Genomic DNA, 25,829 nt, shown 5'->3' with positions numbered 1-25,829 from the left:
GCCGGCAGCAGACTCGACCGGGCGGCCCAGGCCGAGCGGCCCGCCGGACCCGCTCGGCCGGCCGCCGATCCCGCTGCCCGGGCCGCGCCCGGCCCTCCGTAAGCGGCCCGCGCTCATCTACGGCGCGTCCGGGTACGCCGCAGCAGCAGCGCCCCGCCCACCAGCAGCCCACCGCCCACACCGGCCACCAAGCTCAGCTCGCCGGGCCCGGTGGACGCCAGCAGCGCGGAGCCCGCCGACGCCCCGGCCCGCTCCACCGCTCCCACCCGCGCCTCGCGCGCGGGCCGCGGCGCGGGCCCGGGGGCGGGCTTCACCGGCGCCGCGGCAGGGTGCCCGGCCCGCTCCGGGGCCGGCCGCCGCTCCGGGTCCGCGCGGTGCTCCGGCTCCGGGGCCGTCCAGTGCACCCCCGGGGCCTGCTCGGCCCCTGGTGGCCGCTGGGCCACCGGCCCCCGCTGCCCCGGCGGCGTCTGGTGAAGGGCCGGCGCGTGCGGCGCACCGTTCCCGCACCCGTTGCCCATGGCCGGATTGAGCGCAGCGCCTGCGTCGGCCGAGTTGCCGCACACGTTGACCGGGGCGTCCACGGTCACCTGGATGTTGTTCCCGGACAGCACCCCGGGAGAGTTCCTCGCGCCACCCCCGGCGCCGGCATCCGCGTACGCCACGCCGCCGCCCGCGCCGAGCACCACGCCCGACGCCGCCGCCACGAACACACACGTCTTCAGGCTCTGTCGCATCTCTCGTCCCTCCTCTGCAGTCGTTGCGTACGGTCCGCCGCCCGCACCCCCCGTTCTGCTCGTACGACCGGGCGGCCGGCAGCGCATACGCGGCGCCGGCCGCCCGGGGCACAAGCGGTGGAACGGCCGAGGCCGTTGGCCGTCAGTGGTTGCCGACACCGTTCCCGGACAGGATCGGGATGTCGTCGATGATGTGCGACAGCGGCTCGTCGCCCTTGGCCTGCGTCGAGTTCTCGGTGCACTGCTGGTTCTGCGGGTTGGACAGCAGGTTGAGGTCAGAGACATGAGCCACGTGCACGAGGTGCACGGGCACCTTGTTGATAGCGAGGCAGGGCTTGTTCAGCGAGCCCTGGACGAGGCCGAGCTGGGGGCTCAGACTGCCGCGCGTGGTGGAGTTACCGAAAACCGACTGCGCGCCGTTTCCGTTGACCGTCCTGGTGCCCTCTTGGTCACCGATCGCCATGGCCTGCGGAGCGGCCGCAGCGGAAATTCCGACCAGCGACGCCGCCACAGCCACGCCCGCGAACATCTTCTTCATCACGAAACCCTTCAGGAGAAGGAACTCCCGAAACGGGAGCCCTGTTTGAACAACCCGCCATACCGGATTGAGTTCTGCACCATCACCCGAATAGCTGGCACCAGGCCCACCGGGAGGGCGTCACCCGTCATCGCTGCCACCGCGGGTGCATCAATTCGGATACAGCCACGGCCGGCTTATCGCGCCGGCGCGTCAGTTGGCTTTTGTGTGCCGCAGCCTGCGCTGCCGGTGGGCGGTCCACAGGCCCCGCTCCATTTCGGACAGCTTGCCAATGCCCTGGCAGCCCCATCAAACTCGCAAGGGCATTGGCACGCTTCCCTCCACACATCATTCCTAACGATCCGGTGCAGCGGAGTTCAGTCACAAGGGAATAACATTTCCGCCCCGGTGCCGGACAGCAGAAACCCGGGCCGCCCGGAAGAAGGAGGACCGGGCGGCCCGGGTGCTGTTGGCCAGGGTCAGTGGTTGTGGGCGCCGTTCCCCGAGAGGATCGGGATGTTGTCGAAGATGTGCGACAGTGCCTCGTCACCCTTGGCCTGGGTGGAGTTTTCGGTGCACTGCTGGTTCTGCGGCGACGACAGAACGTTGATGTCACTGAGGTGGCCCAGGCCGACGCCATGAAGGGGCAGCTTGCCCACAGCGATGCAGGGCTTGTTCAGCGAGCCCTGGATCAGGCCGATCTGCGGACTCATGTAGCCGTACGTGGTGGAGTTGCCGAAGTACTCCCGCGCACCGTTGCCATTGACGGAAGACGTTCCGTGCTGGTTACCGATCGCCATCGCCGCGGGGGCCGCAGCTGTGGCTACACCGACGATGGAGGCAGCCGCTGCCGCGGTCGCCAAAACCTTCTTGATCATTTTGGTCCTTCGTGTTTCGGGATGCCCTTGGGCCGGGCAGTCTGCCCAACTCACAGGGATGTTTTTGGTTGCCCTCATTCACTCAAATGAGCTGGCCGGTCTGATCCGTTTTTCCGATCGGGATCACGGCCGGAAGCCTTAAGGGAACATTCGGGGTGCGCCGGAGCGCCGGCCTCGTCAAATCCGACGCCGAGTAATACGGAATACCGATACCGCGTCGCACTCACCGGGCGCGGCCGGGTGTGGTGCAGTCCGCATCGACGTCGCCGCCCCGGGCCGGACGGCTCCGCTCGCCACCCGCCGCCGGCGCGCCCGGCATTTACTTCAGCGGAAGTCCACCGAGCAGCGGGGCCTTCTTGGTCGCCCCGGTAACGCCACGGAGCAGCTTCTTCGGGTTGGTCGACCCGATCTTGCCCTGCGCGGTCTTGACCGTGCTGACCAGTGGCATGAGCTGGTGGCCGTCCAGCTGCTTGCTGCTCAGCGCATCGTTCAGTCCGCCGTTGAGGCTCATGGTCGGAGCTCCGGGCTGAGCGGCGAATGCGGGCGCGGCCACGCCCAGCGCCATGACGGAACCGGCAACAACCGCAGCAGACTTGGCGTACTTCACTTTCAACTGTCCCTTCGGCGGTGCTTGACGGTTCCGCGACACAAGTGCCGCGCGAGCATTCACTTCGATTGCTCGGGTCACCGCATTCACGTTGATTAACGAGTGCTGTCGCAAGGAGAAACTCTGAAGTCCGCGCTTCTTGGCAATGCCACCCGAAAGGCGCGGCCGTATTACCCGTCGTACAGGAACCGGACAGCGACCGGCCCCGATGCACAGGGGGAAGCGCATCGGGGCCGGGTCACATGGACACGGCTCGAATTCCTTCGAGTCAGTGGTTCAGGCAGTTGTTGCCGAACGCCGGGTTCAGCAGCGCAACGATGTTGACGGTGTTGCCGCAGAGGTTGACCGGGATGTGCACCGGGACCTGGATGGCGTTGCCGGAGAGCACACCGGGCGAGTTCTTGGCGCCACCCGCGGCACCCGCGTCGGCGAACGCCGGCGCAGCCGAGCCCACCGCCATGATCGTTCCGGCAGTGATCGCTGCGACCTTTGCGTACTTCACTTTCAGCCCTTCCTTGCAGCGGGTCCGTAGCGAACACGACCGTCGTGTCGCACGGGCGCTGTTCTGCTCGCCCGTAACACCGCTGCCGATATTGGTAACGATTTCTCCTCGTGCACGAAACTCTTGCCGGGAGTTTTTTGGCGGGATCGCCCGATCGACGCAAGGCCGCTCCTGGAGATTGCCACCGCGCATACAACGCGGAAAAAACACCGGAGTTCGAACAGTCAGGTCGCCCGTCGGATACGAATTCCTACCGAAAGGAGCCCGGGACGATTCGTCCCTGCGATTCGTAACGGGGTGCCGCAGGTCCCGGACCGCTCCGGAAAGGAGAGCCGGCGGTCCAGGCCCGCGGCCGATGGGCCGGCTCAGTGGTTGCCGACACCGTTCCCGGACAGGACCGGAATGCCGTCGAGGATGTGCGACAGCGGCTCGTCGCCCTTGGCCTGCGTCGAGTTCTCCGTGCACTGCTGGTTCTGCGGGTTGGACAGCAGGTCGACGTCGGAGACGTGGAACGCGTACAGGATGTGAGCGGGCACCTTGTTGATAGCGACGCAGGGCTTGTTCAGCGAGCCCTGGACGAGCTCCAGCTGCGGGCTCATCTTGCCCACGGTGGTGGAGTTGCCGAACGCGCTCTTGGCACCGTTGCCGTTGACCGTGGAGGTGCCGTTGTGGTTTCCGATCGCCATCGCCTGGGGGGCGACCGCCGCCGAAATGCCGACGACGGACGCGGCTACAGCCGTCGTGGCCAGGACCTTCTTGATCACGATTTACCCTTCTCGAAGCGGAGTGCCCGTATCCGGAGCGCACTGGTCAACTCGCTTCTGGGGGCGCGGTTTCGCCGTTTCACCCGAATGCCACGAAACCATAGATACTTATCACCGCGCCCGGGCCAAGTCCGCCTTCCGGTTGCCTTTTTGGCATTTCAAAGGCCGGTACGAAGAACTCGTACCGGCCTTTGCCGTCGAGAGGCCCACCCGAATGCGGGCCGGGCCTCAAGTGCTACACGGGGATCAGGCGTTGACGCAGGTGTTGCCGAACGCCGGGTTCAGCAGGGCGACGATGTTGATGGTGTTGCCGCACACGTTGACCGGCACGTCGACGGGGACCTGGATGAGGTTCCCGGAGAGAACACCGGGGGAGTTCTGGGCGACACCCGCCGCGCCGGCACCACCATGGGCACTGGCCACACCGGCCCCGCCCACAACAGCGATTCCCGCGGCGGCGGACAGGACGGCGGCCTTCGAGACAAACTTCACGGTGAACCTCTTCACTGAGCAGCATTCAGGTATCTGTACGTGCCGCTTAGAGCGACAAGCTGCTCAACTCACCAACTGGGACAAAGGTAGCGGTTCAATCGAGTGAATACCTGGCTCACGTGTCCGAAAGGACGCAGTGACGCGTTGTCGCCGGTCGCCTCATGATTGCACGGGACGCCAATCCCCCTCCGTATGCGGCCGATTGTCGGTGGCGTCGCGTGCCTTGGCGTCAGGGGGGTGGCCCAAGCGCCGGTGCCGGCATAGCGGTTGGGGCAGCAGAATCTGGTGCCGCGGACGGCTTCCCTGGGCCCTCGCCGCGGCCCCTGGAACGGCCCTGGGCGATGCGGGGCACGCCGCCGAGGGGCGGACGACGGGCCGCCGCGCTCTCGCTGCCGTGAGGGCCGGGGTCGTGTCGTCTTCGCTGGTCAAGGCGAATGTCAGACCCTGGTGGAAGACTCGGGAACATGAGATGGGCGGTGGTGGAGACGGGCGACGGGGGTGCTCGTCTCTGCCCGCTCGCCCGGGACGGCCGGCCTGCGGGACCGGTGCTGCGGGAGGCGTCGCTCGCCGAGGCCGTGCGCTCGCGGCCCGAGGTGGAGCGGTGGGTGTGGCGGTCCACCTCGGAGATCTACCGGCGGCTGCTGGCGGCGGGGGTGCGGGTCGAGCGGTGCTATGACGTGGAGGCCGCGGAGACGCTGCTGATCGGCCACGAGGAGGGCCAGTCGGGCCAGCCGCATTCGCTGGCCGCCGCCTGGGCGCGACTGCACGGCCTGCCCGTCCCGCAGGACGCGCCGGTCCGTACGGCACAGACCCAGCCGTCCCTGTTCGACCCGGGCCCGGTGCCGCTGCCGCCCGGCACGGACGAGCTGACGGCGCTGCTGGAGGTCTACGCCGGCCATCTGGCGCGTACGGAGAAAGCGGAACATCCCGACCGGATGCGGCTGCTGCTCGCCGCCGAATCCGCCGGCATGCTGGTCGCCACGGAAATGGGGCGGGCCGGGGTGCCCTGGCGTGCCGATGTGCACCGCAAGCTGCTCGACGGACTGCTGGGAGAGCGCTATCCGGGCGGCGGGGAGCCCCGCCGGATGGCGGAGCTGGCCGATGAGGTGTCCCGGGCCTTCGGGGCGGGCGCGCGGGTGCGCCCGGATCTGCCCAACGACATCATCAAGGCCTTTGCCCGCGCCGGGATTTCGCTCACCTCGACCCGTAAGTGGGAGCTGCAGCGGATCGATCACCCCGCGGTGGCACCGCTGCTGGAGTACAAGACGCTCTACCGCCTGTACACCGCCCACGGGTGGACCTGGCTCCAGCAGTGGGTGCACGACGGCCGCTTCCGCCCCGAGTATCTGCCCGGGGGCACGGTCTCCGGCCGCTGGACCGCCAACGGCGGCGGTGCGCTGCAGATCCCCAAGGTGATCCGGCAGGCCGTGCTCGCCGACCCGGGGTGGCGCCTGGTGGTCGCCGACGCCGACCAGATGGAACCCCGGGTGCTGGCGGCCATCTCCCGCGACCGGGGCCTGATGGAGGTCGCCGGCAGCGGTGAGGATCTGTACGCGGATCTGGCGGCCCGCGCGTTCGGCGGCGACCGCGCCCGGGCCAAGCTCGGTCTGCTGGGCGCGATTTACGGCCAGACGTCCGGCGACGCCCTCAAGCACATGGCCGACCTGCGCCGCCGCTATCCGGCCGCGGTGGCGTATGTGGACGACGCGGCGCGCGCGGGCGAGGAGGGCCGGCTGGTGCGCACCTGGATGGGCCGCACCTGCCCGCCCGCGTCCGTGGCACCACCCGACGAGGCGGGCCTGCCCCAGGAGGAGGAGCAGTCTCCGGCCTACGGCACCAGCTCGGCGGCCGCCCGCGCCCGCGGCCGGTTCACCCGCAACTTCGTCGTCCAGGGCAGCGCCGCCGACTGGGCCCTGCTGCTGCTGGCCGCGCTGCGCCGCTCACTGTCGGAGGGCGGTCTCCGCGCCGAGCTGGTCTTCTTCCAGCATGACGAGGTGATCGTGCACTGCCCCGCGGAGGAGGCGGCGACGGTCTCCGAAGCGATCGCGGCGGCCGCCGTGACGGCGGGCCGGATCGCCTTCGGGCAGACCCCGGTCCGCTTCCCGTTCACCACGGCGGTGGTGGAGTGCTATGCGCAGGCCAAGTGAGCGGGGCGGCCGGCACGGCGGGGCCGGTGCGGGCGTGCAGGCGGGGATCGTGAGCAGAAGCAGTGGTACGTCCGTCCTGAACGAGGAGCACCCCGTATGAGCGTCCAGCCCGAGACGAATGACCGGACCGCGATGCGGGTGCATCCCGAACTCGTAGCCGCTTTTGAGGCGTTGCCGCAGTTCTCCGATCCGTATGAGGACATCGAGGCCACGCGCGACGGGTTCCACGCGATGCTGGCCGCCTTCCCGGCCGACCGTACGGGCGTGTGCAGCGAGCGGTTCGGCATCCCGCGGACGGACGGCAGCGCGCTGACGGTCGAGGTCTACCGTCCGGAGGGGGCGGTGGGCGCCGCCCCGGGAGAGGGCACGCACGGGGACGCCCCCGGGAGCGCGCTGCCCGCCGTACTGCACTTCCACGGGGGCGGGTTCGCCCTCGGCCGGTCGCTGCCGGGACAGGACCGCGTGGCCATCGAACTCTGCCGTGCGCTGCCCGCCGTCATCATCACCGTCGAATACCGCCTCGCCCCGGAGCACCGCTATCCGGCCGGGGTGGAGGACTGCTATCGCGCCCTGGAATGGGTGGCCGGGCGGGCCGCCGGGCTGGGCATCGATCCCGGGCGGATCGCGGTGGCGGGAAAGTCCGCGGGCGGTGGTCTCAGCGCGGCGGTCGCCCTGATGGCCCGTGACCGCGGCGGGCCGGCGCTCGCCCATCAGTCGCTGTGCGTCCCGGATCTGGATGACCGGGTCGGGGCGGACGAGGCGCCGACGGAGAGTGCCCTGGATACGCGGGTGCTCGATGGGCGCGGTGTCCAGGAGTCGTGGAAGCACTACCTTCCGGAGGGGACGGCACAGGCGGAGGCGTATGCCGCACCCTCCCGCGCCACCGAGCTGTCGGGGCTGCCACCGGCCTATGTCCTGGTCTGCGATCTCGATCCGATGCGCGAGGCGGGACTGGCCTACGCCCGGCGCCTGATGGATGCGGGGGTGGCGGTCACGGTCCGCAATGTGCCCGGTGCCTGGCACGGCTTCGAGCTGTTCGCGCCGGACACCCGGGTGGCGAGGGAGATGACGGCGCACTGGACGGGGCAGTTGAGGGCGGCGCTCCATCCGGTGTGTCCGGCGGTGGTGTGAGCCCGTTCAGTCCGTTCCGTCCGGCGTACCGGAGGTGCCCTCCCTCGTCGATGTCCCGTTGCCCCGGTGCTCGCCGCCAGGGGCATCGACCGTGGAGATCAGGCCACGGGTGATCCGCACCATCGTCGCGACCAGCAGCTCGCGTGGGCGGTCGGGCCGCTCCAGCCACCACAGGGCGAGTCCGTACAGCGAGCTGCGGATCGCCTCGCCCAGGGGCTCCAGCTCGGCCTCGGGGACGCCGGGCACGAACTCGCGCAGCAGCGCCACATCCGTCTCCCGCTGTCTGCGCTGCAGCTCACGGTGGAAGTCCGCCACCTGCGCGTCCCCCGTGGTGTCCCGGAACATCATGCGCCAGGTGTACGGATGGCTCTGCACATACCCGAACCAGGCGTCGTACATCGCCGTCATTCTCGTGGCCAGATCACCCTCGCCGTGCAGGAGTTCGCGGATCGGGGCGGCGGCCAGCTCATCGCGGTGCCGCTCCAGCAGGGCGAGGTGCAGCTCCTGCTTGGAGTCGAAGTGGCGGTAGAGCATCGGCTTGCTCAGGCCCGCTTCGGCGGCGATCTCCCCGATGGTCGTGCCCGCGAAGCCGCGCTCCGCGAACAGCCGGGCGGCCGTGTCCTCGATACGCGTCCTGGCCTCGGCGCGCGCGGCCCGGCTCCGGTCGATCTCGCTCATGCGCTCCCACCCTGCGATCTGGCTTGTTCCGGCTGGTGCTTTCGGCTCGCCATGGCCGCTGCGATGAAGGATACTGGATCGTGTACCACATGGTATACGCATAGTAACTTCGTCAGCAGGACTAGGTACGGGGGCTCATCGTGATCGTTTCCGTCCACTTCGCCGACATCGGTGTGCGCGACGCGCGCGCCGTCCTCCGCGAGCGCCCACGGCCGGACACCACCCCCGGCCTCCGGTACGCCCAGACGACGCTCACCGGCGCCATCGCGTCCGGTCCGCCCGTGCTGCGCCCCGGCCGGGCCGCACTGCTCGCCTCGTGGGAGGACGATGCCGCGCTCGACCGCTTCCTCGCCGAGGACCCGCTGCCGCGACGGCTGGCCGGCGGCTGGCAGGTGCGACTGCAGCCGCTGCGGATCTCCGGTTCGTGGCCCCCGATGCCGGTCGAGATCGACCCCGACGCCGCGCGGGACGAGGAGGACGGACCGGTCGTCGTCCTCACCCTCGGGCAGCTGCGGCTGCGCCGCGCACTGCCGTTCCTGCGCGCCAATTCCCGGGCTTCCGGCCGGGCCGCGGCCGACCCTTCGATGATCGCTTCGGTCGCCCTGGCCAGGCCGCCCCGCTTCGTCGGCACGTTCTCCCTCTGGCAGAGCATGTCGGCGATGCGCCACTACGCCTACGGCGCCGACCGGCCCGCCCACAGGGAAGCGGTCGGGGAGCACCGGGCGAGGCCGTTCCACCACGAGTCGGCGTTTCTGCGCTGCCGGCCCTACGGCGCCCAGGGGACGCTGGACGGCCATGAGCCGGTGGCAGCGGCCGCGAGGGCATCGCGCACCCCCTGAATTCTCTGACCCACAGCCGGCTGTTTTGCCCCGCAGCGTGAGGCACGCGGGTGCAGCTGGAAAGCACGCGGGTGCGGCACCAGGTGGCCTCCGTCGCCCGGCGTGCGGCCCGGCGGCCCCATGGGGAGCCGCGGGCCCGCGTGGATCCGCCGGGCACGCCCTAAACTCCCCGGGTAGGGGCCGACCACGGGCGAACGGCCGATATTCGATCCGGGAAGGGACCAGCGTTGACCGACACCGAAGGGGCTGCCGACGTATCGGTCGCGACTGATGCGTCGGTCACCAAGCTGAGCCCCAGGGACCGCCGCAAGCGGATCGCCGACCGGGTGCTGGCCGAGGGCCAGGTGACCATCGAGGAACTGGTCCAGGAACTCGGGGTCAGCCAGATGACGGTGCACCGCGATCTGGACACCCTGGAGCATCAGGGCTGGCTGCGGAAGGTACGCGGCGGCGCCACGGCCGCGCCCAACGCCCTCTTCGAGTCCAACGCGCGCTGGCGCGGCAACGAGCAGGTGGCCGCGAAGGAAGCCATCTGCGCGGCCGCACTGGCCATAGCCGAGCCCGGCCAGGCCGTGATCATCGATGACTCCAGTACGGCGCTGCCGCTGGCCCGCGCGCTCTCCGGGCGGGGTGCCTACACCGTCATCACCAACTCCCTGCAGGTCATCAACGAACTGGCCGAGGAGCCCGATATCCGGGTGATCGCGCTGGGCGGCGAGTATCACGCGGCGTTCAACGCCTTCCTCGGCATGTCCACCGCCGATATCGCCCGCAGCTTCCGCGCGGATGTCGCCTTTCTGTCCACCTCCGCGGTCGACAACGGCCACTGCTACCACCAGGCCCAGGAGAATGTCCTGGTCAAGCGCGCGCTGATGGCCGCGGCCCGGCGCAAAGTGCTGCTGGTGGACCACTCCAAGTTCGGCCGCCAGGCACTCTACGAACTCGCGCCGCTGGCCGACTTCGATCTCGTCATCTCCGATGAAGAGCTTCCCCAGGAGGAACAGGACGCGCTTCAATCCCTGGGTGTGCGATACGAGTTGGCAGCGGAGGGGAGCCGGCGGGGATGAGTGACGAGAGCGGGACGAGCGTGGGTGCGGAGACGGGTGCCGAGAGCGGTGAACACGGCGCGGCATCGGGCGGCGGGCTGGAGCGCATCAATCCGCCGCATCTCGCGCCGCCGACCGGATTCAGCCATGCCGTGCGCGCCGCCCCGGGCACCATGGTCTTTCTCGCCGGACAGACCGCTCTCGACGGGTCGGGCCGGATCGTCGGGGACGGCATCGTCGAGCAGTTCGAGCGGGCGCTGACCAATCTCCTGGACGTCGCCGCGGCCTCCGGCGCCGGCCCGTCCGACCTCGCCAAGCTCACCGTCTTCGCCGTCGATGTCGCCGACTACCGCCGCCGGGCCCGCGAACTCGGCGCGGTGTGGAAGCGCCTGGTCGGCGGCGACTACCCGGCGATGGCCGTGATCGGCGCCACCCGCCTGTGGGACGAGACGGCCCTGGTCGAGATCGAAGGCATCGCCGTCGTCCGCTGAGGGCGGTCTTCCCGGGCGCGACGCCGGCGCCCGGCCGCTGCCCCTCCCCACGCGCCAGGGGCGCCCGCCCCGCCGGTCTCCCGGTGGAACGAGCGCCCCTGGCGCTGTTCACAGACGTACGCTTCCGTCGCCCACCGCTGACGCGTCACCACGTTCGGCGCGGATCGCGGCCCTCGGCGCGGGTCGCGATCCCTCGTACGGATCGCGACCGCTCAGTTCCGGCCGCGGGCCATCCCCACCGGGTCCTTCTGGAACGCCCAGGTCATCTTGGGCTCCATGGCGAACCGGAAGATCCGCTGCACAGGTGGTGTGCACAGCAGCGTGATGACGGTGCCGGCGATGAGCGTCAGCACCACCGCACCCCACGGGGTGTGCATCCAGTCCGCTTCATACCAGTCCCCGAAGCGCGACCCCTTGGCGAGGAAGCCGTGCAGCAGATAGCCGTAGAGAGTGCCCGCGCCCAGCGCCGTGCACCACATCGTGCGCCCCGGAACCCAGGCGAAGAAGCAGGCCACCAGCACGAGTGAGCAGCCGAACATCGCCAGCGTCATCACCGCACCGCTCCACCACGGGGCGGCCAGCTCCTGCGCGGCGTCGCGGTGGTAGAACCATGCGGCGTTCATCCGCGGCGCCGCCCAGTACGCGAAGACCAGCGCGGTGGCGAAGACCGGTACGGCCAGGATCCGCGCCTTCTTGCGGCGTACGAGCCTGAAGTGCTCCGGCCGCAGCGACAGCCCGATCACGAAGAACGGCAGGAACTGCAGCACCCGCTGGAGGTCCAGATCGTCGCCGATGTCCGGTGAGATGGACGCGAGCACGGCGACGGCCAGGGCCAGCGGGACCGGCCAGCGCACGATCTTCCACAGCGGAGTGGTCAGCCGCCAGATGAACAGGGCGGCCAGGAACCACGTCAGATACCAGGGATCCATCAGGCTGATCGGATAACCCGGATCATCGTCCGCCCACCTCTTGAAGAGCGTGTAGGCGACTTCGAAGAGGATGTAGGGAACGGCGACGCCGGTAATCAGCCGCTGCAGCCGGTCCTTGCGCATATCGAAACTGCGCGAGAAATAGCCGGAGATGATGATGAACGCCGGCATATGGAAGGCGTAGACGGTGATGTAGAGCGCCGCTGCCGACCGGCTGCCGTCGCGCAGCGGCTCCCAGGAGTGGCCCATCGCCACGAGCACGATGGCCAGGTACTTCGCATTGTCGAAGAAGGCGTCGCGCGGCTTCGCCTTGGCGTCGACCGCCTCGGCATTCTTGGCACGGTCCGCGCCCCGGCCCTTGGCATGGCCACGGGGCCTGGCATGCGAAGTGCCGCCCGGGGCCGTCGGCTGACGGACCGTCGACGGGCCGGAGGCGGTCGCCGCCGGTGCCATCGTCGCCGTCCCGCCGCCGGTCCCGGCCCGCGCCGGTGCGCCCGTCGTACTCAGCGCATCCTGCGGCATCTGGCGGGGCGGGGGAAGCGGCACCCGCCGTTCGCCGTATGCCGGAAAATCGTTTTTCAAGGAGCCTCCCGGAGCGATCCCAGAGGAGGAGCTGGACGCTGGCCCGCGCCGGGCCGCAAATCGGAACCCAAAAGCCAAATCCTGCGTCTTAGTTCTTTTACGGGGAGTGTGGCGGCGTCGAACATCTCAGGCACCTTAGCCCCGCGGCGGGAATCACGTAAATCCCCGTCTGTGGTGGCCACACGCGACGCATCCGCCCTCCACAGCTCCTTCACGCACCGCGGGCGGCAGCACGGCCCGGAGCACCCTCCGGCGCCCCGCGAGATCTGGACAATGCCCCTCTAATCCCCGGCCCTTGCCCGTTATTCAATAACACCTTCGACGCCCCGGGCCCGCACCGACCGGGCGCTGGTGTTCTTCGCCACGTCCCACGCATAGACCTGCAACGGGCGTCCATGCGGGCCGCGCAGTCGGTGCACGGCCGCCAGCCAGTGTGAACTGAGCGCGGACGCCCGGGGGTTGATCTGATCGGCGAACCGCGCATAGCGCGCCAGTTTGTCCACCCCGGGCGCCCCGAGAATCCCCGTACGGATCTCCGGTGCCCTCTCGTGCACGGCCTTGACGCACGACACGCAGAAGCTCTGGACCACCAGCCGGCTCCGGACATGGGCCCGGTCCAGCCACCCTCGTGCCCGTAGTTCGCGGATGACCTGCGCCTCGATTCCGGGATATTTCTCCGGGGCCTTGATCTCCAGCAAAAGGCGCTGCGCGTTATGGTCCAGACGGCGTAGATAGTCGGCGAGCGTCGGCACCCGCTCCCCCGCGAACCGCTTGCCGAACCAGCTGCCGGCATCCAGCCGCGCGATCTCGGCGGCCGTGAAGTCCCCCACCCGCCACGGCGCCCTCCCAGGAAACACCTTTGCGGCGTCGGTCGTCCGGTCCAGCGTGGCGTCATGCATCACCACCAGCCGGCCGTCCTTGCTGCGCTGCACATCGTTCTCGACCCATATGAGCCCGCGGCGGTGTGCGGCATCCACGGCCGCGAGGGTGTTCTCGGGCGCGTAACGGGAGGCGCCGCGGTGGGCGATCACCAGCGTTGCAGCGGTGCCGGGCCCGAGTCGCGTCCCGCTGCTCACGGCGACATCCGCGTACTCCTCCGGACCGGATGCCATCGCGGACGACGTCACCGCGGCCGTCACCAGGTAGGCGACCCCGGCGGCGGGTATCCGCAGCGATCTCCGAAGCATGCGGGAGCCTCCTGGTCCGCTCACCCGCGAACGGCCCCGTCCGCGGGTGATATGCCCCCTGAGGCCCTTCCTTCCGTCCAGGAATGCGGCTGTCCCCTCAACATGCCCGTATCCCCCGCCACCCGCCACGCGAGCATCCCCGCTGACGCCGTGGACCGCCCGCCCCATCGATCGCTTTTCCCCAGGTCAGCGAGGGTGGACAGGCGCGCGGAGCCGGCGGGCGGGGGTTCCCCGGACACCCCTCCATCCGTGCACGCGCCATCGCCGGAGCGCCGTGGGTGCGGTAAGCCGTGTGCCGATGTCCGCCGGACGGGTGCCGGATGCGTTGTTCAATGACGGGTGGCCGCGCTCGACGGACAGATCGTGGGCGCCGCCTGCGGCGTGCGCCGCCGCACCCCGCTGACCGGCACCGATCCGGAGCCGGAGCGGGGCCGCTCCCGTTTTCACTGCCTCGTTTCCGTTCCGCCGTACGGCAGAATTCCTGCGCGTGACGATTCGCATACTGATCGCCGATGACCAGGAGATGGTCCGCCGGGGTCTGCGCCGCATCCTGGAGAGCCAGTCCGACATGGAAGTGGTCGGCGAGGCGGCAAACGGTGCGGACGCCGTGGAGTTGGGGCGCACCCTGAAACCCGATGTGGCGTTGGTGGACATCCGGATGCCGCGCCTGGACGGCCTGGAGGTGACCCGCCGGCTGGCCGACCCCGCGGCGGTCGCCCCGGTCCGCGTCGTCATCGTGACGACATTCGACCTCGACGCCTATGTCTATCCCGCGCTGCGCTTCGGCGCCTCGGGATTTCTGCTCAAGCGCTCGGGACCGGCGCTGCTCATCGAGGCGGTCCGGGCGGCCATGGCCGGGGACAGCCTGATCAGCCCGTCGATCACGGTCCGGCTGCTGCAGCATGTCACCGGGCCCGCGGCCGGCCGCCGCCCCCGCCGCCGCGATGCGGTGCTGACCGACCGGGAGGTGGAGATCGCCGGGAAGGTCGCCGAGGGAAAGACCAATGCCGATATCGCCCGCGAATTGTTCATCTCCGCGGGCACGGTCAAAACCCATGTCGCCAGCATTCAGCGCAAAGTGCAGGTACGCAATCGGGTCGGAATCGCCGTACGGGCCTGGGAGTTGGGGTACGCGACCGGCCGGACACCGGGCTGACGGAATCCGGCGGCCGACTGACGGCCGGGGCGGGAGGCCGCCGGGTGGCGGCCGGCAGCTCGGCGGCTGCCGGCGGCTCCCGGCGGCTCCCGGCGGCTGCGTAGCCTCGTCGCCATGGATGACATCGTTCCTGCGCGGCGAAGACGGCGGCGATGGTGCGGGGTGGCCGCGGCAGCGATGCTCCTGCCCGCCGCGATCTCGCCACCCGGCGCCTGGCTGCCGGCCGTCATGGCGGCACTGGCGCTGGTCGTGTCGATCCTGCCGTGGCCGACGCGCCCGATCTCCCTCGACCGGGCGGCGGGCGGCCTCGCGGTGCTCTCCCTCGCCGCGAACGCCGTCTCGTTCGGGAAGGCGGGCCTGGCCCTCCTCTGGCTCCCGTTCGAGGCGGTCGCGCTGCTCGTCCTCCTGGAGCGGGTGGTACGCCAGGTGCCCGGCCCCCGTGCCGGCGTCGCCGGTGCCCTGACCGGCACCGCGGCGATCCTGCTGCCGCTGCGCTTCACCCTGCACGACCCCCACCTCGGGCTCAAGGAATCGGTCTTCATGGCCGCGCCGGCTGTCTTTCCGGCCGCCTGTGCCACGGGGGTCGGGCTCTATCTGCGGTCGCTGGACAACCGCCGGGCGCATGCCGTGGCGCTGGCCCGGCGCGAGCAGCGGCTCGAAGTCGCCCGCACTCTGCATGACTTCGTGGCGCACGAGGTGACCGGCATCGTCCTGGAGGCCCAGGCGGCCCAGCTGGACGAGGGCACCGGCCCCGTGGAGCACGGCGCGCTGCTGCACCGCATCGAGCAGGCCGGGCTGCGGGCGCTGGACTCCATGGACCGTACGGTGGCGACGCTGCGCGAGGTTGACGGGCGCACGGCGGACGAGCCGCCGCCCATCCGGCACCACGGTCTGACCGATCTGCCCGAACTCATCGGCCGTTTCTCCTCCATGGCCACGGCCGAGGTGACCCTGTCCCTGGAGGACGAGTTGGCCGGTGCCCTCTCACGGGAGGCCGAGGACACCGCGTACCGCGTGGTGCTGGAGGCACTGACCAACGTACGGCGGCATGCGCCGCGGGCCGCCCGCGTCGTGGTGTTCGCCGGCCGGACCGCCGACCGGTCCGTGGAGGTCTCGGTCGCCGACACCGCGGGCTCCGGGGCGCCCGCGGGCACCCGCCGGGGCGGTGGCACCGGTCTCGTAGGCCTCACGGAACGGGTCAGCGCTCTCGGGGGCGCGCTGGAGGCGGGCCCGTACGCGCAGGGGTGGCGGGTCAGATGCCTGCTGCCGTCGCCCGCCGTTCGCTGACCCGGTATCTGCCGGTCGGTGAAGACGACCGCCCCGACCACGGGAACCCGTCCCTGCCGCAGAGCAGACCGCGGTGCGGCCACGGTCCCCCGCCGCGCGCCGCCTCAGCCGCGACTGACCTGGCCTTTCCCCTCACCGCGGGCCTCATCGGCCGGGCCGCAAGGCCCTCCCCCGCGTATGTAGATCACGTAACAGCCGTCGATGGACGGCGGTTACACGGCTGACAGGCCATCGAGAAGCGCCACTCATAGCTTCTGACGCGCCGACCGATCCATACGAACCGGAGCGAGAGCCATGAACCGCACCCCGACCATGACCCGGTGCCACAAGACGGCCATAGCCGCCGGATTGGCCTGCGTCGCCGTCCTCGGCACCTTCGCCACCGCCAACGGGGCGAACGCCGCCACCGCCTCGGCGCAGGCCGCTCACACCACACGTACCGTCCGCGCCGTCCACACCCCCTACGTCATGAACCACTACGGCGAGGAGAACGCGGACAAGGGCCGTGCCGAGCGCAGCCCCAAGAACCTGGTGCTCTCCGAGTTCACCTCGGCACAGGGCCTCAACTGGAAGCAGTGGGGCGCGAAGAAGGCGGTCGCCACCGGTAAGGTCACCGGCGCCTGGTGCCTCGACACCTGTCTCGACGAGCCGCTGACGGCGACCCTCACGCTCTCGGACCCCAAGACCGTGCACGGCAACAAGGTCTTCTCCTCCTTCACCCTGAAGCTCGCCGGGGGCTCCGGTGCGTACGATTCGGAGGACCTCCAGGGCAAGCGCCCCCTCGCCACCAGCTGACCGGACCTCCTCGCGATGAACAAGCCCACGGCCGTGGCCACGGTGTTCGCGCTGGTGCTGACGGCCGTGGGCCTCACCGGGTGCGGCAACCCAGGACAGCCCCACGTCGAGGGCCCCGCACCCAACCCCACCCAGGTCTCCGGCCCGGTCTATGTCTCCGACACCCTGGGCCACCCGCTGGCCCGCCCCACGGGATTCGCCCTCACCGAGTTCTCCTCGGTCTCCCGGCTGAGCTGGCGCTCCTGGGGAAAGCCGAAGGCCGTTGCCACCGGACGGGCGGAGGGCATGTGGTGCATCCCGCACTGCCCCGCGAACGGATATCCCGCCACCGTCGAACTCAGCCGCCTGCAGCACCGCGAGAACGTCTCGTACTACACCCGCGCCGTCGTACGGGCCCCCCGCCTCCCACCCGACCAGGCAGCCGAGCTGCGCGAGGTCCAGCTGCCCGTCCCCGAGCCCTAGGAAGGCAAGCGATGACCGAGGTGCTGCTCGTGGAGGACGACCCCCTGCTCCGGGAGGCCACCCAACTGTCCCTGGAGCGCTACGGATACCAGGTGCGCACGGCCGCCGACGGCCACGCCGGGCTGGCACAGTTCCGGGACCGCGCCCCCGATGTCGCCCTCCTGGACGTCATGCTGCCCCGCCTCGACGGAGTCAGCGTGGTGCGCCGCATCCGCGAGGTGAGCCGGCTGCCGGTACTGATGCTCTCCGCCCGTACCGACCCGGTCGATGTCGTCCTCGGTCTCGAAGCGGGCGCCGACGACTACCTCACCAAGCCGTACGACATACCGGTGCTCGTCGCCCGCATACGCGCGGCACTGCGCCGCACCACCGACTTCACCGAAACCGGCCCGCACGAGGACGAGACGCTGCTGCGGTTCGGCGATCTCAGGGTGGACACCGCTTCCATGGACATCCATCGGGCCGGCCGGCTGGTCGAACTCACCCCTACCGAACGCAGGTTGGTGCTGGAATTCGCGGCCGAGCCCGGAGTCGTGCTCTCGCGGACCACTCTGCTGGAGCGCGTGTGGGACTACGCGTGCGGCGGCGATCCCCGTGTCGTCGACGTCCATGTGCAGCGGCTGCGCGCCAAGATCGGCCACGGTCGCATCGTCACCGTCCGCGGCTTCGGCTACAAACTCGCACCCTGACCACCATGGGACTGCGCACCAAGACCGCCCTGGTCATCGCCGGGGCCGCCGCGATCGTCGCCACGCTCATCGGGCTGCTGGTCCACCAGCTCACCGTTGAGGACCAGCGGAAGAACGCGGCCCATGTGGTCGACGCCCGGCTCGTCGAGGCGGTCAGCGCCTACGCCTCCGGAATCGACAGCGGCGCCCTGGTCAATCCACGGGACCTGCCCACCGCGCTCCGCAGGACCGTCACCGAGCGTCCCGTGCGGGCCACCTGCCTCCAGAACACCGGTGGCTCCGGGGCCCCGGTGCTGTGGGCCGCCACCCGCAGCGGCCGCGACATCCTCGCCGTCCGGCGCTCCTACGCCCCACAGGCCCGCGCCCTCGCCGACCTCGACCGGGTGTTGTGGGGCTCCGGCGCGTCCGTGACCGCGGTCGGCTGTGTGCTGGGCATCGTCGCGGCGGCCGGCGCGGGACGGCGTATCGCCGCGTCCGCGGACACCGCGCAGCGGATCGCGGACGGCGATCTGACGGACCGGGTCCGCCCCAAGGGCACGGACGAGATCGCCCGGCTGGGCGCCGCCGTCAACACCATGGCCGATGCCCTGAGCGCCCGCCTGGAGGCCGAACGGCAGGTCACCGCCGACATCGCCCACGAGCTCCGCACCCCCGTGGCCGGCCTGGTGACCGCCGTCGGGCTCCTGCCGCCCGGCCGCCCGGCCGAACTGGTCAGCGGGGGCGTGGACACCCTGCGCAGCCTGGTGGAGAACGTCCTGGAGGTGGCCCGGCTCGATGTCCCGGGCGTCGAGCAGGCACAGCACGAGAAGATCCTCCCGAGCACCCTGGCGCACCGGGCCGCCACCCTGGCAGGCGGGGACATCAAGGTAACGGTCCACCGCGAAGCACCCATGACGACCGACCCCCGCCGCGTCGAGCGCATCCTGGCCAACCTGATCACCAACGCCCGACTCCACGGCGCCCCACCCGTCACACTGGAAGTCGACGGCGCAGCGGTACGCGTACGCGACCACGGCCCCGGCTTCCCCGCCGAACTCCTCACCCACGGCCCCCGGCGCTTCCGCACCGGCGCCCGCGAACGAGGCTCCGGCATCGGCCTGGGCCTCGCCATCGTCACCGGCCAGGCCCGGGTACTGAACGCCCGGGTGACCTACGAAAACCCCCTGGGCGGGGGCGCACTGGCGGTCGTGGACCTGACGCCGCGAAGCCCGTGAAGGACCCGCGGCACCGACGCCCGGTGCTCACACACCATCCGGTCCCCCAGGTCATCAGGCGTAGTGGACACGTATGCACGTTTCCGGACCGCTCTGGATCGGGCATCATGCGAGACCACGCGTGAGACCGCGGTGGGAGCAGCTTCCTCAGCACCGGTCCGGCGACTCGTTTGCTGTCCCCGCCGCAGACCTTGCGCACATCGCCGGCCTCCTCCGCGCAGCGGCCGGCCACCGTCGGATGCCCGCCGACTGGGCCGGCCTCGCCCGGGAACTCGCCGACGCTGCGCAGTCCGCGGCCAACACCCGGCGGCCTTGGGAGTGGACCTGATATGGCGCTTGCCGCGCACTGTCCGACGGATGGCGATCGCCGCCTGCGACGAGTGTGTGGCGCTGGCACCGCCGGCTACCTCGCTGTCCGCCAGAGGGCGCCCACGTCCGCTTCGCGAAGACCCCACGGCAGAAGGCGGAGGTTCCGATGCCTTCGCTTGTTGTCACATCTCTTCGCGGTCTTGGGCTGCGAGCACATCCTGGATGTAGGCCAGCAGGGCCTGCTCCACAGCCGTGGGGTCTCCACGAGGGAGGAGACGGTTGGGCAGATCGACCTCGGCAGCAGGCCGGATGTTGAACTCGATCTCTGCCGCCTCGGGAAGGATGTACTGGCGTAGCCAGAGGGCAAATTCGGCCGCCTCTTCGGCCGTGCAGTCCCGCAGCGCTGTCCCGCCAGGGTCGGACTGTGCGAAACCTTCGAGGTCCTCTCCGAAGCCGAACGTCAGCGCGTCGCCGGTGATCTCGCTGCTGTCCCGGTTCAGGAAGACGTCGGGATCTTGGCTTCGCAGGGTGTCGGCGAACGTGTCGAGTGACAGGTCCCAACTGTGCGGGTTGGCGTTAGGGGCGCCGAACATGAACAGCGTCCGGTACTCGTGCGCGGTTGCGTCTGGCACAAGAGCTCCTTGTCAGGGTGCGTAGCGGGCGTAGCCTTTAACGCCTTCGGCGGCCATCATGGCGTCCCAGTAGGGTATGGATGACTGGTCGTTGGTGACGATTTCCAGGCCGCGGATCTGTCCCTTGTTCGGCCCGTACTCCATGGCCGACTTGTACTTCTTCAGCTCATCCGAGTCGTCGCGGAACAGCACTCTCTTCTGGAAGTCGTCCGCTTTGGCCAACTTGTCAAGACTTCGGAAGGTTTTGGAACATCCGGGGTCCCGGACGTGCTTGGCGTCCACCGCCATGCCGTCAGAAGCGCGCACGCCATCAGCCATCTGCGTGCCATGCCTTGTGAGGCCTGGTTTGATCGGCAGTTCCTTCTCCGGATAGCCGCTCACACGGTGCTGGTACTCGTTGTCCGGGTCGGTTCTGTCACGACCGTTGGCGAAATCTCCGTCGCGCAGTCCGCCAGCCCAGTGAGTGAAGGCGGCTCGCTCCTGGGCACTCAGCGGTGGGAAGCGTGGATCCGGCGGATTGGGCGGAGGAATGGGCTGCCCACGCGGTACGGAGGGGTCTGCCGGCCGATACCCTGCGGGCACGAGGATCGGCGCGGGGACGCGTATGAACGGCGGGATGCCCGGCATTGGCCCGTCGACGTCTGGTTTCGGGCCGGGCACTGGGATGCGGGCCTGGGAGTCGTCCAGGTTATGTGCGAGGCTCGCCAGCTGGGTTATTCGACCGTCGCTGACGACGGCGTTCAGCAGGCCGCCATCATTGCCGTTACCGCCGAACGCCGGTTTCTCCCAGGGCATTTGGAAGGATGATTCTCCAAAAAAGTCGGATGCATCATCAAGTGCCGTTTTGTGCGCGATCTCGATATGGTCGGCGTACCGATCGCACGCGTTGGCGATCTGCTGGCATGCGGCGGGCAGGTTGGCCAGCAGGGTGCACTCCCACCCGACGAACTTGGTGAAGAACCTGTCAATCGCCTCGGCGGTTTTGCCCTCGTGATTGCGCTTGGCCTGAAGCCAGCAATCCTGCGCCTCGGTGTGCACCCGTTCGGTGATTGCGCGAACTTTACGCCAAGTGGCAGCAACGCTGCGCAGCTTGTCGGGGTCACCGCGGAACCGGTCACCTAGTAACCATTTGGTGGAAGTGCTCGTCTCTCCAACCACCTCCTCCAACCCCTCACCCCGCCCCCGTGGAGCTGGAGTGCAGTTGCCGGATCGACCTGTCGGAAGGCCAGCTGCTCCGCTCTTCCCCATCGCCTCCAGCATCTTCTTGGCTGCCACGCTCTCGGCCGCCATGTAGTTGTTGGCCGTCTGCAGGACTGCGTCACTGCCACGCCCCATAGCGTGGGCAGCTTCCCCGAGCTGGTTCACACTTGTTCTGGCCGCGCTCTTGTACACGTTGGCGAAAACCTCGCCTGCGTCGTCGTCACCCACCATGCCGACTTGCTCAGCCAGCTCCCGTGCCAACGCGAGAACCGTCTCGACGAGCTCCTCGTTGAGCGTGTGCATCCCCCACGACGCGTCGATCAGGTCCACCGCATGTACGCGATAGGACATCGCGGCACCGCCTCCCTCAAGTCCCCTCCATCCTTCCACGTGTACACGACAAGATGGGGTGTCACCTGGGAGTTCGGGACAATCCGAGTGCGTCAGGAGGGCGGAGGGGGAGCCGGGTGTACGGCCGCCATGACATTCAGGTCGTGTTCTCAAGGCCGGCTGGCCGACCGCTCGACCCGCCGGCCGATTGGGAGGAGTTCAAGGAGCTGTTGGCAGAGGCGAGCATCGACGACCGTCGCCTGTAGGGAGCCGTCACACCGCAGGCACGCTCCTCAACGAGCTGATCGTGGACATGCCCACGATCATGGAGATCCTGCGGCACACCCAGATCAGCCAGACCCGCCGCTACGTGAAGGGGCGATCTCACCTGTCGAAGGACGCGATGCCCCGGATGGGGAACGCCTTCATGCCCCGCCCGGAACCGGCGACTGAGACCAGAACTGAGACCGTGGGCAGCAAAGCGGCACGTACCCGGCGTCGCCGCCGCATCCAGTAAAAGCAAAAGCCCCAGGTCACGGCGAGTGAGTCCTGGGGCTTCCACAGAGCCGCCTTCGGGATTCGAACCCGAGACCTACGCATTACGAGTGCGTTGCTCTGGCCAACTGAGCTAAGGCGGCGTGGTGCGCGGCCCAGTCTACACATCGCGGAGGGGTGCTCTGTAACCGGTTTAGGAGCTGGTCAGGGGTGGGCGGGGAGCGGGGTGAAGGGGTGTGAGGCGGGTCACTCGCAGCGCTTGTTCTTCGAGGGGACGGCGCCCGTGAGGAGGTAGGTGTTGATCGTGGTGTCGATGCACTTGCTGCCGCGGCCGTAGGCGGTGTGGCCGTCGCCCTCGTAGGTGAGGAGGGTGGCGCTGGAGAGCTGGGAGGCGAGGGCCTTGGCCCATCCGTAGGGGGTGGCCGGGTCGCGGGTGGTGCCGACGACGAGGATCGGGGCGGCGCCCTTGGCCTCGATGCGGTGGGCCGTGCCGGTGGGCTTGACCGGCCAGTATGTGCAGTTCAGGGCGGCCCAGGCAAAGCTTTCGCCCAAGACCGGGGAGGCCTTGCGGAAGCTGGGCAGGGCGGCGCGGACCTGGTCGGAGGAGGCGAAGGCGGGGGGCAGGTCGAGGCAGTTGACGGCGGGGTTGGCGTACATCTGGTTGCTGTAGGAGCCGTTCGGGTCGCGCTCGTAGTAGCTGTCGGAGAGGGTGAGCAGCCCTCGGCCGTTGCCGGCCTTGGCCTGGGTGAGATATTCGCGCAGCAGGGGCCAGGCGCGTTGGTCGTACATGGCGGCGATGACGCCCGTGGTGGCGAGGGACTCGGTGAGCTTTCGGTCCTCGCCCGTTGCTGCCGGGTGGGTGTCCAGCTTTTTGAAGAGGGCGGAGAGCTGCTTGGCGGCGTCCTCGGTGCTCTTGGTGCCCAGGGGGCAGTCCTTGTGCTTGATGCAGTCCGCGGCGAACGCCTTGAATGCGGTGTTGAAGCCGGCCGTCTGTTCCAGGTTGGTGGTGCGGGAGTCGAGCTCCGGGTTCATTGCGCCGTCGAGGACCATGCGGCCGACGCGGGAGGGGTAGAGGCCGGCATAGGTCGCGCCGAGGAAGGTGCCGTAGGAAGCGCCGATGTAGTTGAGTTTCTTGTCGCCCAGGACGGCGCGCAGCACGTCCATGTCGCGGGCGGCCTCGATGGTGGAGACATGCGAGAGCAGCTTCCCGGAGTGGGATGCGCAGCCCTTGGCGAAGTTGCGGTACGCGGTGTAGAGCTTGTTGGCCTCGGCCGGTGAGTCCGGGGTCTGGTCGGTCTGGGTGTAGCGGTCCATCTGCTTGTTGCTGAGGCATTCGACCGGCTGGCTGCGCGCCACGCCACGCGGGTCCATCGCCACCATGTCGTAGCGCGCACGGACCGCGGCGGGCTGTGGCGCGTACTGCTGGAGGTAGTCGATCGCCGAACCGCCGGGGCCGCCCGGATTGACCATGAGGGAGCCGAGCCGGCTGCCGTGGCCGGTGGTCTTCCTGCGGGCCACCGCGAGCTTGAGGTCGCCGGCGCCGGGGCGGGAGTAGTCCAGGGGCGCCTTCATCGTCGCGCATTCGAACCCGCTCGCCCCACAGGGGTGCCAGCTCAGCTTCTGGTCGTAGTACGACCGGAGGCCGGCCGGGGTCGAGGCCGGGAGGGGCGCGAGGGTCGCGGCGTCGGCGGGGCGCTGGGCACCGGCCTCCGTCGTAGGGCCCGGGGACGCCTCGGCGCCGGAGGAAGAACTCCCCGAGGAGCAGCCGGAGATCAGCAGAGCGGTGGCCGCGAGGAGCGCGGCGGAGGTGCGGAGCAGGCGGCTGGTGGCCATGGACGGTCCCTTGGTCTCGGTCCCTGGAAGGTGGAGTGCGGTGTCGGTCCCTGGAAGGTGGAGTGCGGGTGGCGGTGCTGTGGGGGTGGCGCTGTGGGTGCCGGGGATGGCGCTGTGGGTGCTGGTGGTTGGGGTGCTTGCTGCGCTTGGTGGCGGCCGGGAGTCGGCCGCCTGGGGGGAGTTGGGGCCCGGCGGTGAGGGCGGTGGCGGATGTCGGGTGGCGGACATCGGGCGATGACTCGGACGGAGAGTATCCGGACGGGAACGTTGTGTGTGCGGCTCCTTGAAGGGGCGGGCCGGGCGAGCGGCCGGGGGCGGGGGAGGTGGTCAGCCGGCGCGGAGGGCCGCCGTCATCGCCTCGACCGCGAGGAGGGGGGCCACATTGCGGTCCAGGGCCTCGCGGCAGGCGATCACGGCTTCTATCCGGCGCAGGGTTCGTTCGGGGGTCGAGGCGGTGGCGATGCGATGGATGCTGTCGCGTACCTCGTCGTTGGCGAGGGGTACCGAGGCGCCCATCTGGAGGGTGAGGACGTCGCGGTAGAAGCCGGTGAGGTCGACCAGGGCCAGGTCGAGGCTGTCGCGCTGGGTACGGGTCGAGCGGCGCTTCTGCTTGTCCTGGAGCTCCTTCATGGCGCCGGCCGTGCCACGCGGCAGGCGTCCGCCCGTGCCGGCGGCGGCGCCGAGCGCGGCGCGCAGCTCCTCGGTCTCCTTGGTGTCGACGTCCTCGGCGACCTGCTTGGCGTCCTCCCCCGCGGCGTCGATCAGCTCCTGGGCGGCCTTGAGGCAGCCGCCGATGTCATCGACGCGGAGCGGAAGTTTGAGCACGGCCGCCCTACGGGCGCGGGCACGCTCGTCCGTGGCGAGCCGGCGGGCCCGGCCGATGTGCCCCTGGGTGGCGCGGGCGGCCCGGTCGGCGGCCTGCGGCTCGATGCCGTCCCGCCGGACGAGGACGTCGGCGACCGCACTGACCGGCGGTGTACGCAGGGAGAGATGGCGGCAGCGCGAGCGGATGGTGGGGAGGACGTCCTCCACGGAGGGGGCGCACAGCAGCCAGACCGTGCGGGGAGCGGGCTCCTCGACGGCCTTGAGGAGGACATTGCCGGCGCCTTCGGTGAGGCGGTCGGCATCCTCCAGGACGATCACCTGCCAGCGGCCGCCGGCCGGGGACAGCGAGGACCGGCGGACCAGGTCGCGGGTTTCCTTGACGCCGATGGAGAGCAGGTCCGTACGGACGATCTCGACGTCGGCGTGCGTACCGACCAGGGCCGTATGGCAGCCGTCGCAGAATCCGCAGCCGGGGGCGCCGCCTTCCTGGGCGGGACGGGAGGAAACGAAGACAGCGCGGTCCGGGCTGACGCACTGCAGGGCAGCGGCGAAGGCACGGGCCGCGGTGGAGCGGCCGGAGCCGGGCGGGCCCGTGAACAGCCAGGCGTGCGTCATCTGGGAGGCGCCGCTGCGGTCGGCGGGCGGCTGCGGCCGCTCACCGGGCCGGGGCCCCTGTCCTGCATGCTCCGCGGTGATGAGGGCGTCCGCATCGCGCGCGGCCGCGGCCAGCTGCGCCGTCACCCGGTCCTGGCCGACCACGTCGTCCCATACCGCCATCGCTGTCCGCCGTTCCTGTCCGTGCCGTTCTGCTCGTGCCCTGCGGGGTGCGTGTGTGCCCGGCCGCACACCACGCATTGCTCCACGCCTGACCCATTGTGGTGCAACCCACTGACAAACGAATCCGGAAGCCGGCCCCGGGCGCCGGACGGGGGCCCTCCGGAACCCGGAAACGGCCGTGGGGGGCGGGGGTGGGGGGTGGGGGCGCGGGGGGGGGGGGGCGGGGGGCGGGGGGCGCCGCGGGGGGGGGTGGGCGGGGGCAGGGCCATGGGTGCCATCTCCATGCGGTGGGTCACGGGTT

Annotated in this window: 26 protein-coding genes, 1 tRNA gene and 1 pseudogene; 13 read left to right on the top strand and 15 right to left on the bottom strand. The window is 70.1% G+C overall.

The annotated features are described in order from the left end of the window. Positions 1–113: 113 nt before the first annotated feature. From ACWGI6_RS28410 to ACWGI6_RS28380, 7 genes are all read right to left on the bottom strand, one after another. A complete protein-coding gene (locus ACWGI6_RS28410; protein ID WP_453270154.1) occupies positions 114–734 on the bottom strand; it encodes a chaplin in 621 nt (206 codons plus the stop codon). A gap of 142 nt (positions 735–876) precedes the next feature. After that, positions 877–1,272: a rodlin gene (locus ACWGI6_RS28405; RefSeq protein WP_453270153.1), complete on the bottom strand. Its 396-nt coding sequence runs from the start codon at positions 1,270–1,272 to the stop codon at positions 877–879. Positions 1,273–1,730: 458 nt separating this feature from the next. Continuing rightward, positions 1,731–2,129, bottom strand: coding sequence for a rodlin (locus ACWGI6_RS28400; RefSeq protein WP_453270152.1), 399 nt, complete (start codon positions 2,127–2,129; stop codon positions 1,731–1,733). A 319-nt stretch (positions 2,130–2,448) separates the two neighbouring features. Continuing rightward, positions 2,449–2,736 (bottom strand): hypothetical protein, encoded by a 288-nt coding sequence (locus tag ACWGI6_RS28395; protein WP_453270151.1) that lies wholly within the window; start codon positions 2,734–2,736, stop codon positions 2,449–2,451. Between the two features lie 268 nt (positions 2,737–3,004). Beyond that, positions 3,005–3,238, bottom strand: coding sequence for a chaplin (locus ACWGI6_RS28390; protein ID WP_329174554.1), 234 nt, complete (start codon positions 3,236–3,238; stop codon positions 3,005–3,007). Between the two features lie 365 nt (positions 3,239–3,603). After that, entirely contained in the window at positions 3,604–4,002 is a 399-nt protein-coding gene (locus tag ACWGI6_RS28385) for a rodlin (protein ID WP_453270150.1), read from the bottom strand. 246 nt (positions 4,003–4,248) lie between these two features. After that, complete coding sequence (locus ACWGI6_RS28380) at positions 4,249–4,494, bottom strand: chaplin (protein ID WP_329174559.1); 246 nt, start codon at positions 4,492–4,494, stop codon at positions 4,249–4,251. A gap of 464 nt (positions 4,495–4,958) precedes the next feature. On the opposite strand from ACWGI6_RS28380, the gene ACWGI6_RS28375 reads away from it, so the two are divergent. Both ACWGI6_RS28375 and ACWGI6_RS28370 read left to right on the top strand, forming a co-directional pair. Further along, complete coding sequence (locus ACWGI6_RS28375; protein WP_453270149.1) at positions 4,959–6,641, top strand: bifunctional 3'-5' exonuclease/DNA polymerase; 1,683 nt, start codon at positions 4,959–4,961, stop codon at positions 6,639–6,641. Positions 6,642–6,737: 96 nt separating this feature from the next. Further along, entirely contained in the window at positions 6,738–7,772 is a 1,035-nt protein-coding gene (locus ACWGI6_RS28370) for an alpha/beta hydrolase (RefSeq protein WP_453270148.1), read from the top strand. Between the two features lie 6 nt (positions 7,773–7,778). Here ACWGI6_RS28370 and ACWGI6_RS28365 read toward each other — a convergent pair whose 3' ends face one another. After that, positions 7,779–8,450: a TetR/AcrR family transcriptional regulator gene (locus ACWGI6_RS28365; protein ID WP_453270147.1), complete on the bottom strand. Its 672-nt coding sequence runs from the start codon at positions 8,448–8,450 to the stop codon at positions 7,779–7,781. Positions 8,451–8,590: 140 nt separating this feature from the next. Here ACWGI6_RS28365 and ACWGI6_RS28360 point away from each other — a divergent pair, with 140 nt between their 5' ends. The 3 genes from ACWGI6_RS28360 to ACWGI6_RS28350 all read left to right on the top strand — a co-directional run bounded on the left by ACWGI6_RS28360 (position 8,591) and on the right by ACWGI6_RS28350 (position 10,826). Further along, positions 8,591–9,289 (top strand): spheroidene monooxygenase, encoded by a 699-nt coding sequence (locus ACWGI6_RS28360; protein ID WP_453270146.1) that lies wholly within the window; start codon positions 8,591–8,593, stop codon positions 9,287–9,289. Positions 9,290–9,516: 227 nt separating this feature from the next. After that, entirely contained in the window at positions 9,517–10,356 is an 840-nt protein-coding gene (locus tag ACWGI6_RS28355) for a DeoR/GlpR family DNA-binding transcription regulator (RefSeq protein WP_393909226.1), read from the top strand. Next, on the top strand, positions 10,353–10,826 hold the full coding sequence (locus tag ACWGI6_RS28350) for a RidA family protein (RefSeq protein WP_453270145.1): 474 nt from the start codon (positions 10,353–10,355) through the stop codon (positions 10,824–10,826). Before ACWGI6_RS28355 ends, ACWGI6_RS28350 begins: the two co-directional genes overlap by 4 nt. A 212-nt stretch (positions 10,827–11,038) precedes the next feature. On the opposite strand, the gene ACWGI6_RS28345 is transcribed toward ACWGI6_RS28350, so the two are convergent. Further along, positions 11,039–12,337 carry an acyltransferase family protein gene (locus ACWGI6_RS28345; protein WP_453270144.1) on the bottom strand — a complete coding sequence of 433 codons (1,299 nt, stop codon included), beginning with the start codon at positions 12,335–12,337 and terminating at the stop codon, positions 11,039–11,041. 302 nt (positions 12,338–12,639) lie between these two features. Beyond that, positions 12,640–13,524 (bottom strand): glycerophosphodiester phosphodiesterase, encoded by an 885-nt coding sequence (locus ACWGI6_RS28340; RefSeq protein ID WP_453270143.1) that lies wholly within the window; start codon positions 13,522–13,524, stop codon positions 12,640–12,642. Between the two features lie 487 nt (positions 13,525–14,011). Between ACWGI6_RS28340 and ACWGI6_RS28335 the strand changes: the two genes are divergently transcribed. The 7 genes from ACWGI6_RS28335 (at position 14,012) to ACWGI6_RS28305 (ending at position 19,455) form a co-directional block, all read left to right on the top strand. Continuing rightward, a complete protein-coding gene (locus ACWGI6_RS28335; protein WP_453270142.1) occupies positions 14,012–14,680 on the top strand; it encodes a response regulator in 669 nt (222 codons plus the stop codon). Between the two features lie 114 nt (positions 14,681–14,794). Then, on the top strand, positions 14,795–15,967 hold the full coding sequence (locus tag ACWGI6_RS28330; RefSeq protein ID WP_453270141.1) for a sensor histidine kinase: 1,173 nt from the start codon (positions 14,795–14,797) through the stop codon (positions 15,965–15,967). 294 nt (positions 15,968–16,261) lie between these two features. Then, positions 16,262–16,762, top strand: coding sequence for a hypothetical protein (locus ACWGI6_RS28325; protein ID WP_453270140.1), 501 nt, complete (start codon positions 16,262–16,264; stop codon positions 16,760–16,762). A gap of 15 nt (positions 16,763–16,777) precedes the next feature. Beyond that, complete coding sequence (locus tag ACWGI6_RS28320; protein WP_453270139.1) at positions 16,778–17,224, top strand: hypothetical protein; 447 nt, start codon at positions 16,778–16,780, stop codon at positions 17,222–17,224. Positions 17,225–17,235: 11 nt separating this feature from the next. Continuing rightward, complete coding sequence (cseB, locus tag ACWGI6_RS28315) at positions 17,236–17,913, top strand: two-component system response regulator CseB (protein ID WP_453270138.1); 678 nt, start codon at positions 17,236–17,238, stop codon at positions 17,911–17,913. A gap of 5 nt (positions 17,914–17,918) precedes the next feature. Then, positions 17,919–19,127, top strand: coding sequence for an ATP-binding protein (locus tag ACWGI6_RS28310; protein ID WP_453270137.1), 1,209 nt, complete (start codon positions 17,919–17,921; stop codon positions 19,125–19,127). A gap of 73 nt (positions 19,128–19,200) precedes the next feature. Beyond that, a complete protein-coding gene (locus ACWGI6_RS28305) occupies positions 19,201–19,455 on the top strand; it encodes a DUF7739 domain-containing protein (RefSeq protein ID WP_453270136.1) in 255 nt (84 codons plus the stop codon). A gap of 163 nt (positions 19,456–19,618) precedes the next feature. Here the strand turns inward: ACWGI6_RS28305 and ACWGI6_RS28300 are convergent, their stop codons facing one another. Together ACWGI6_RS28300 and ACWGI6_RS28295 are read right to left on the bottom strand one after the other, a co-directional pair. Continuing rightward, on the bottom strand, positions 19,619–20,068 hold the full coding sequence (locus ACWGI6_RS28300; protein WP_453270135.1) for a hypothetical protein: 450 nt from the start codon (positions 20,066–20,068) through the stop codon (positions 19,619–19,621). A gap of 12 nt (positions 20,069–20,080) precedes the next feature. Beyond that, complete coding sequence (locus ACWGI6_RS28295; RefSeq protein WP_453270134.1) at positions 20,081–21,619, bottom strand: restriction endonuclease fold toxin-2 domain-containing protein; 1,539 nt, start codon at positions 21,617–21,619, stop codon at positions 20,081–20,083. 140 nt (positions 21,620–21,759) lie between these two features. Here ACWGI6_RS28295 and ACWGI6_RS28290 point away from each other — a divergent pair. Then, positions 21,760–22,115 (top strand): annotated as a pseudogene (locus ACWGI6_RS28290) (tyrosine-type recombinase/integrase); the annotation flags it as partial. Positions 22,116–22,162: 47 nt separating this feature from the next. Here the strand turns inward: ACWGI6_RS28290 and ACWGI6_RS28285 are convergent. The 3 genes from ACWGI6_RS28285 to ACWGI6_RS28275 all read right to left on the bottom strand — a co-directional run bounded on the left by ACWGI6_RS28285 (position 22,163) and on the right by ACWGI6_RS28275 (position 25,528). Then, a tRNA-Thr gene (locus ACWGI6_RS28285) sits at positions 22,163–22,236 on the bottom strand. A gap of 103 nt (positions 22,237–22,339) precedes the next feature. Further along, positions 22,340–23,926 (bottom strand): alpha/beta hydrolase, encoded by a 1,587-nt coding sequence (locus tag ACWGI6_RS28280; RefSeq protein ID WP_453270133.1) that lies wholly within the window; start codon positions 23,924–23,926, stop codon positions 22,340–22,342. 327 nt (positions 23,927–24,253) lie between these two features. Beyond that, positions 24,254–25,528 (bottom strand): DNA polymerase III subunit delta', encoded by a 1,275-nt coding sequence (locus ACWGI6_RS28275; protein ID WP_453270132.1) that lies wholly within the window; start codon positions 25,526–25,528, stop codon positions 24,254–24,256. Positions 25,529–25,829 lie beyond the last annotated feature (301 nt).

It is taken from the genome of Streptomyces sp. NPDC054786 (assembly GCF_053611685.1).
The sequence above is the reverse complement of the archived record's forward strand: the minus strand, read 5'-3'. Positions and strand labels throughout refer to the sequence as shown.

What these genes read in the sequence shown, in the direction of transcription:
- ACWGI6_RS28275 (WP_453270132.1), bottom strand. Translation starts at nt 25,528, where the DNA reads ATGGCGGTATGGGACGACGTGGTCGGCCAGGACCGGGTGACGGCGCAG.
- ACWGI6_RS28305 (WP_453270136.1), top strand. Translation starts at nt 19,201, where the DNA reads ATGCACGTTTCCGGACCGCTCTGGATCGGGCATCATGCGAGACCACGC.
- ACWGI6_RS28400 (WP_453270152.1), bottom strand. Translation starts at nt 2,129, where the DNA reads ATGATCAAGAAGGTTTTGGCGACCGCGGCAGCGGCTGCCTCCATCGTC.
- ACWGI6_RS28405 (WP_453270153.1), bottom strand. Translation starts at nt 1,272, where the DNA reads ATGAAGAAGATGTTCGCGGGCGTGGCTGTGGCGGCGTCGCTGGTCGGA.
- ACWGI6_RS28295 (WP_453270134.1), bottom strand. Translation starts at nt 21,619, where the DNA reads ATGTCCTATCGCGTACATGCGGTGGACCTGATCGACGCGTCGTGGGGG.
- ACWGI6_RS28320 (WP_453270139.1), top strand. Translation starts at nt 16,778, where the DNA reads ATGAACAAGCCCACGGCCGTGGCCACGGTGTTCGCGCTGGTGCTGACG.
- ACWGI6_RS28280 (WP_453270133.1), bottom strand. Translation starts at nt 23,926, where the DNA reads ATGGCCACCAGCCGCCTGCTCCGCACCTCCGCCGCGCTCCTCGCGGCC.
- ACWGI6_RS28340 (WP_453270143.1), bottom strand. Translation starts at nt 13,524, where the DNA reads ATGCTTCGGAGATCGCTGCGGATACCCGCCGCCGGGGTCGCCTACCTG.
- ACWGI6_RS28350 (WP_453270145.1), top strand. Translation starts at nt 10,353, where the DNA reads ATGAGTGACGAGAGCGGGACGAGCGTGGGTGCGGAGACGGGTGCCGAG.
- ACWGI6_RS28330 (WP_453270141.1), top strand. Translation starts at nt 14,795, where the DNA reads ATGGATGACATCGTTCCTGCGCGGCGAAGACGGCGGCGATGGTGCGGG.
- ACWGI6_RS28310 (WP_453270137.1), top strand. Translation starts at nt 17,919, where the DNA reads ATGGGACTGCGCACCAAGACCGCCCTGGTCATCGCCGGGGCCGCCGCG.
- ACWGI6_RS28325 (WP_453270140.1), top strand. Translation starts at nt 16,262, where the DNA reads ATGAACCGCACCCCGACCATGACCCGGTGCCACAAGACGGCCATAGCC.
- ACWGI6_RS28375 (WP_453270149.1), top strand. Translation starts at nt 4,959, where the DNA reads ATGAGATGGGCGGTGGTGGAGACGGGCGACGGGGGTGCTCGTCTCTGC.
- ACWGI6_RS28365 (WP_453270147.1), bottom strand. Translation starts at nt 8,450, where the DNA reads ATGAGCGAGATCGACCGGAGCCGGGCCGCGCGCGCCGAGGCCAGGACG.
- ACWGI6_RS28370 (WP_453270148.1), top strand. Translation starts at nt 6,738, where the DNA reads ATGAGCGTCCAGCCCGAGACGAATGACCGGACCGCGATGCGGGTGCAT.
- ACWGI6_RS28410 (WP_453270154.1), bottom strand. Translation starts at nt 734, where the DNA reads ATGCGACAGAGCCTGAAGACGTGTGTGTTCGTGGCGGCGGCGTCGGGC.
- cseB (WP_453270138.1), top strand. Translation starts at nt 17,236, where the DNA reads ATGACCGAGGTGCTGCTCGTGGAGGACGACCCCCTGCTCCGGGAGGCC.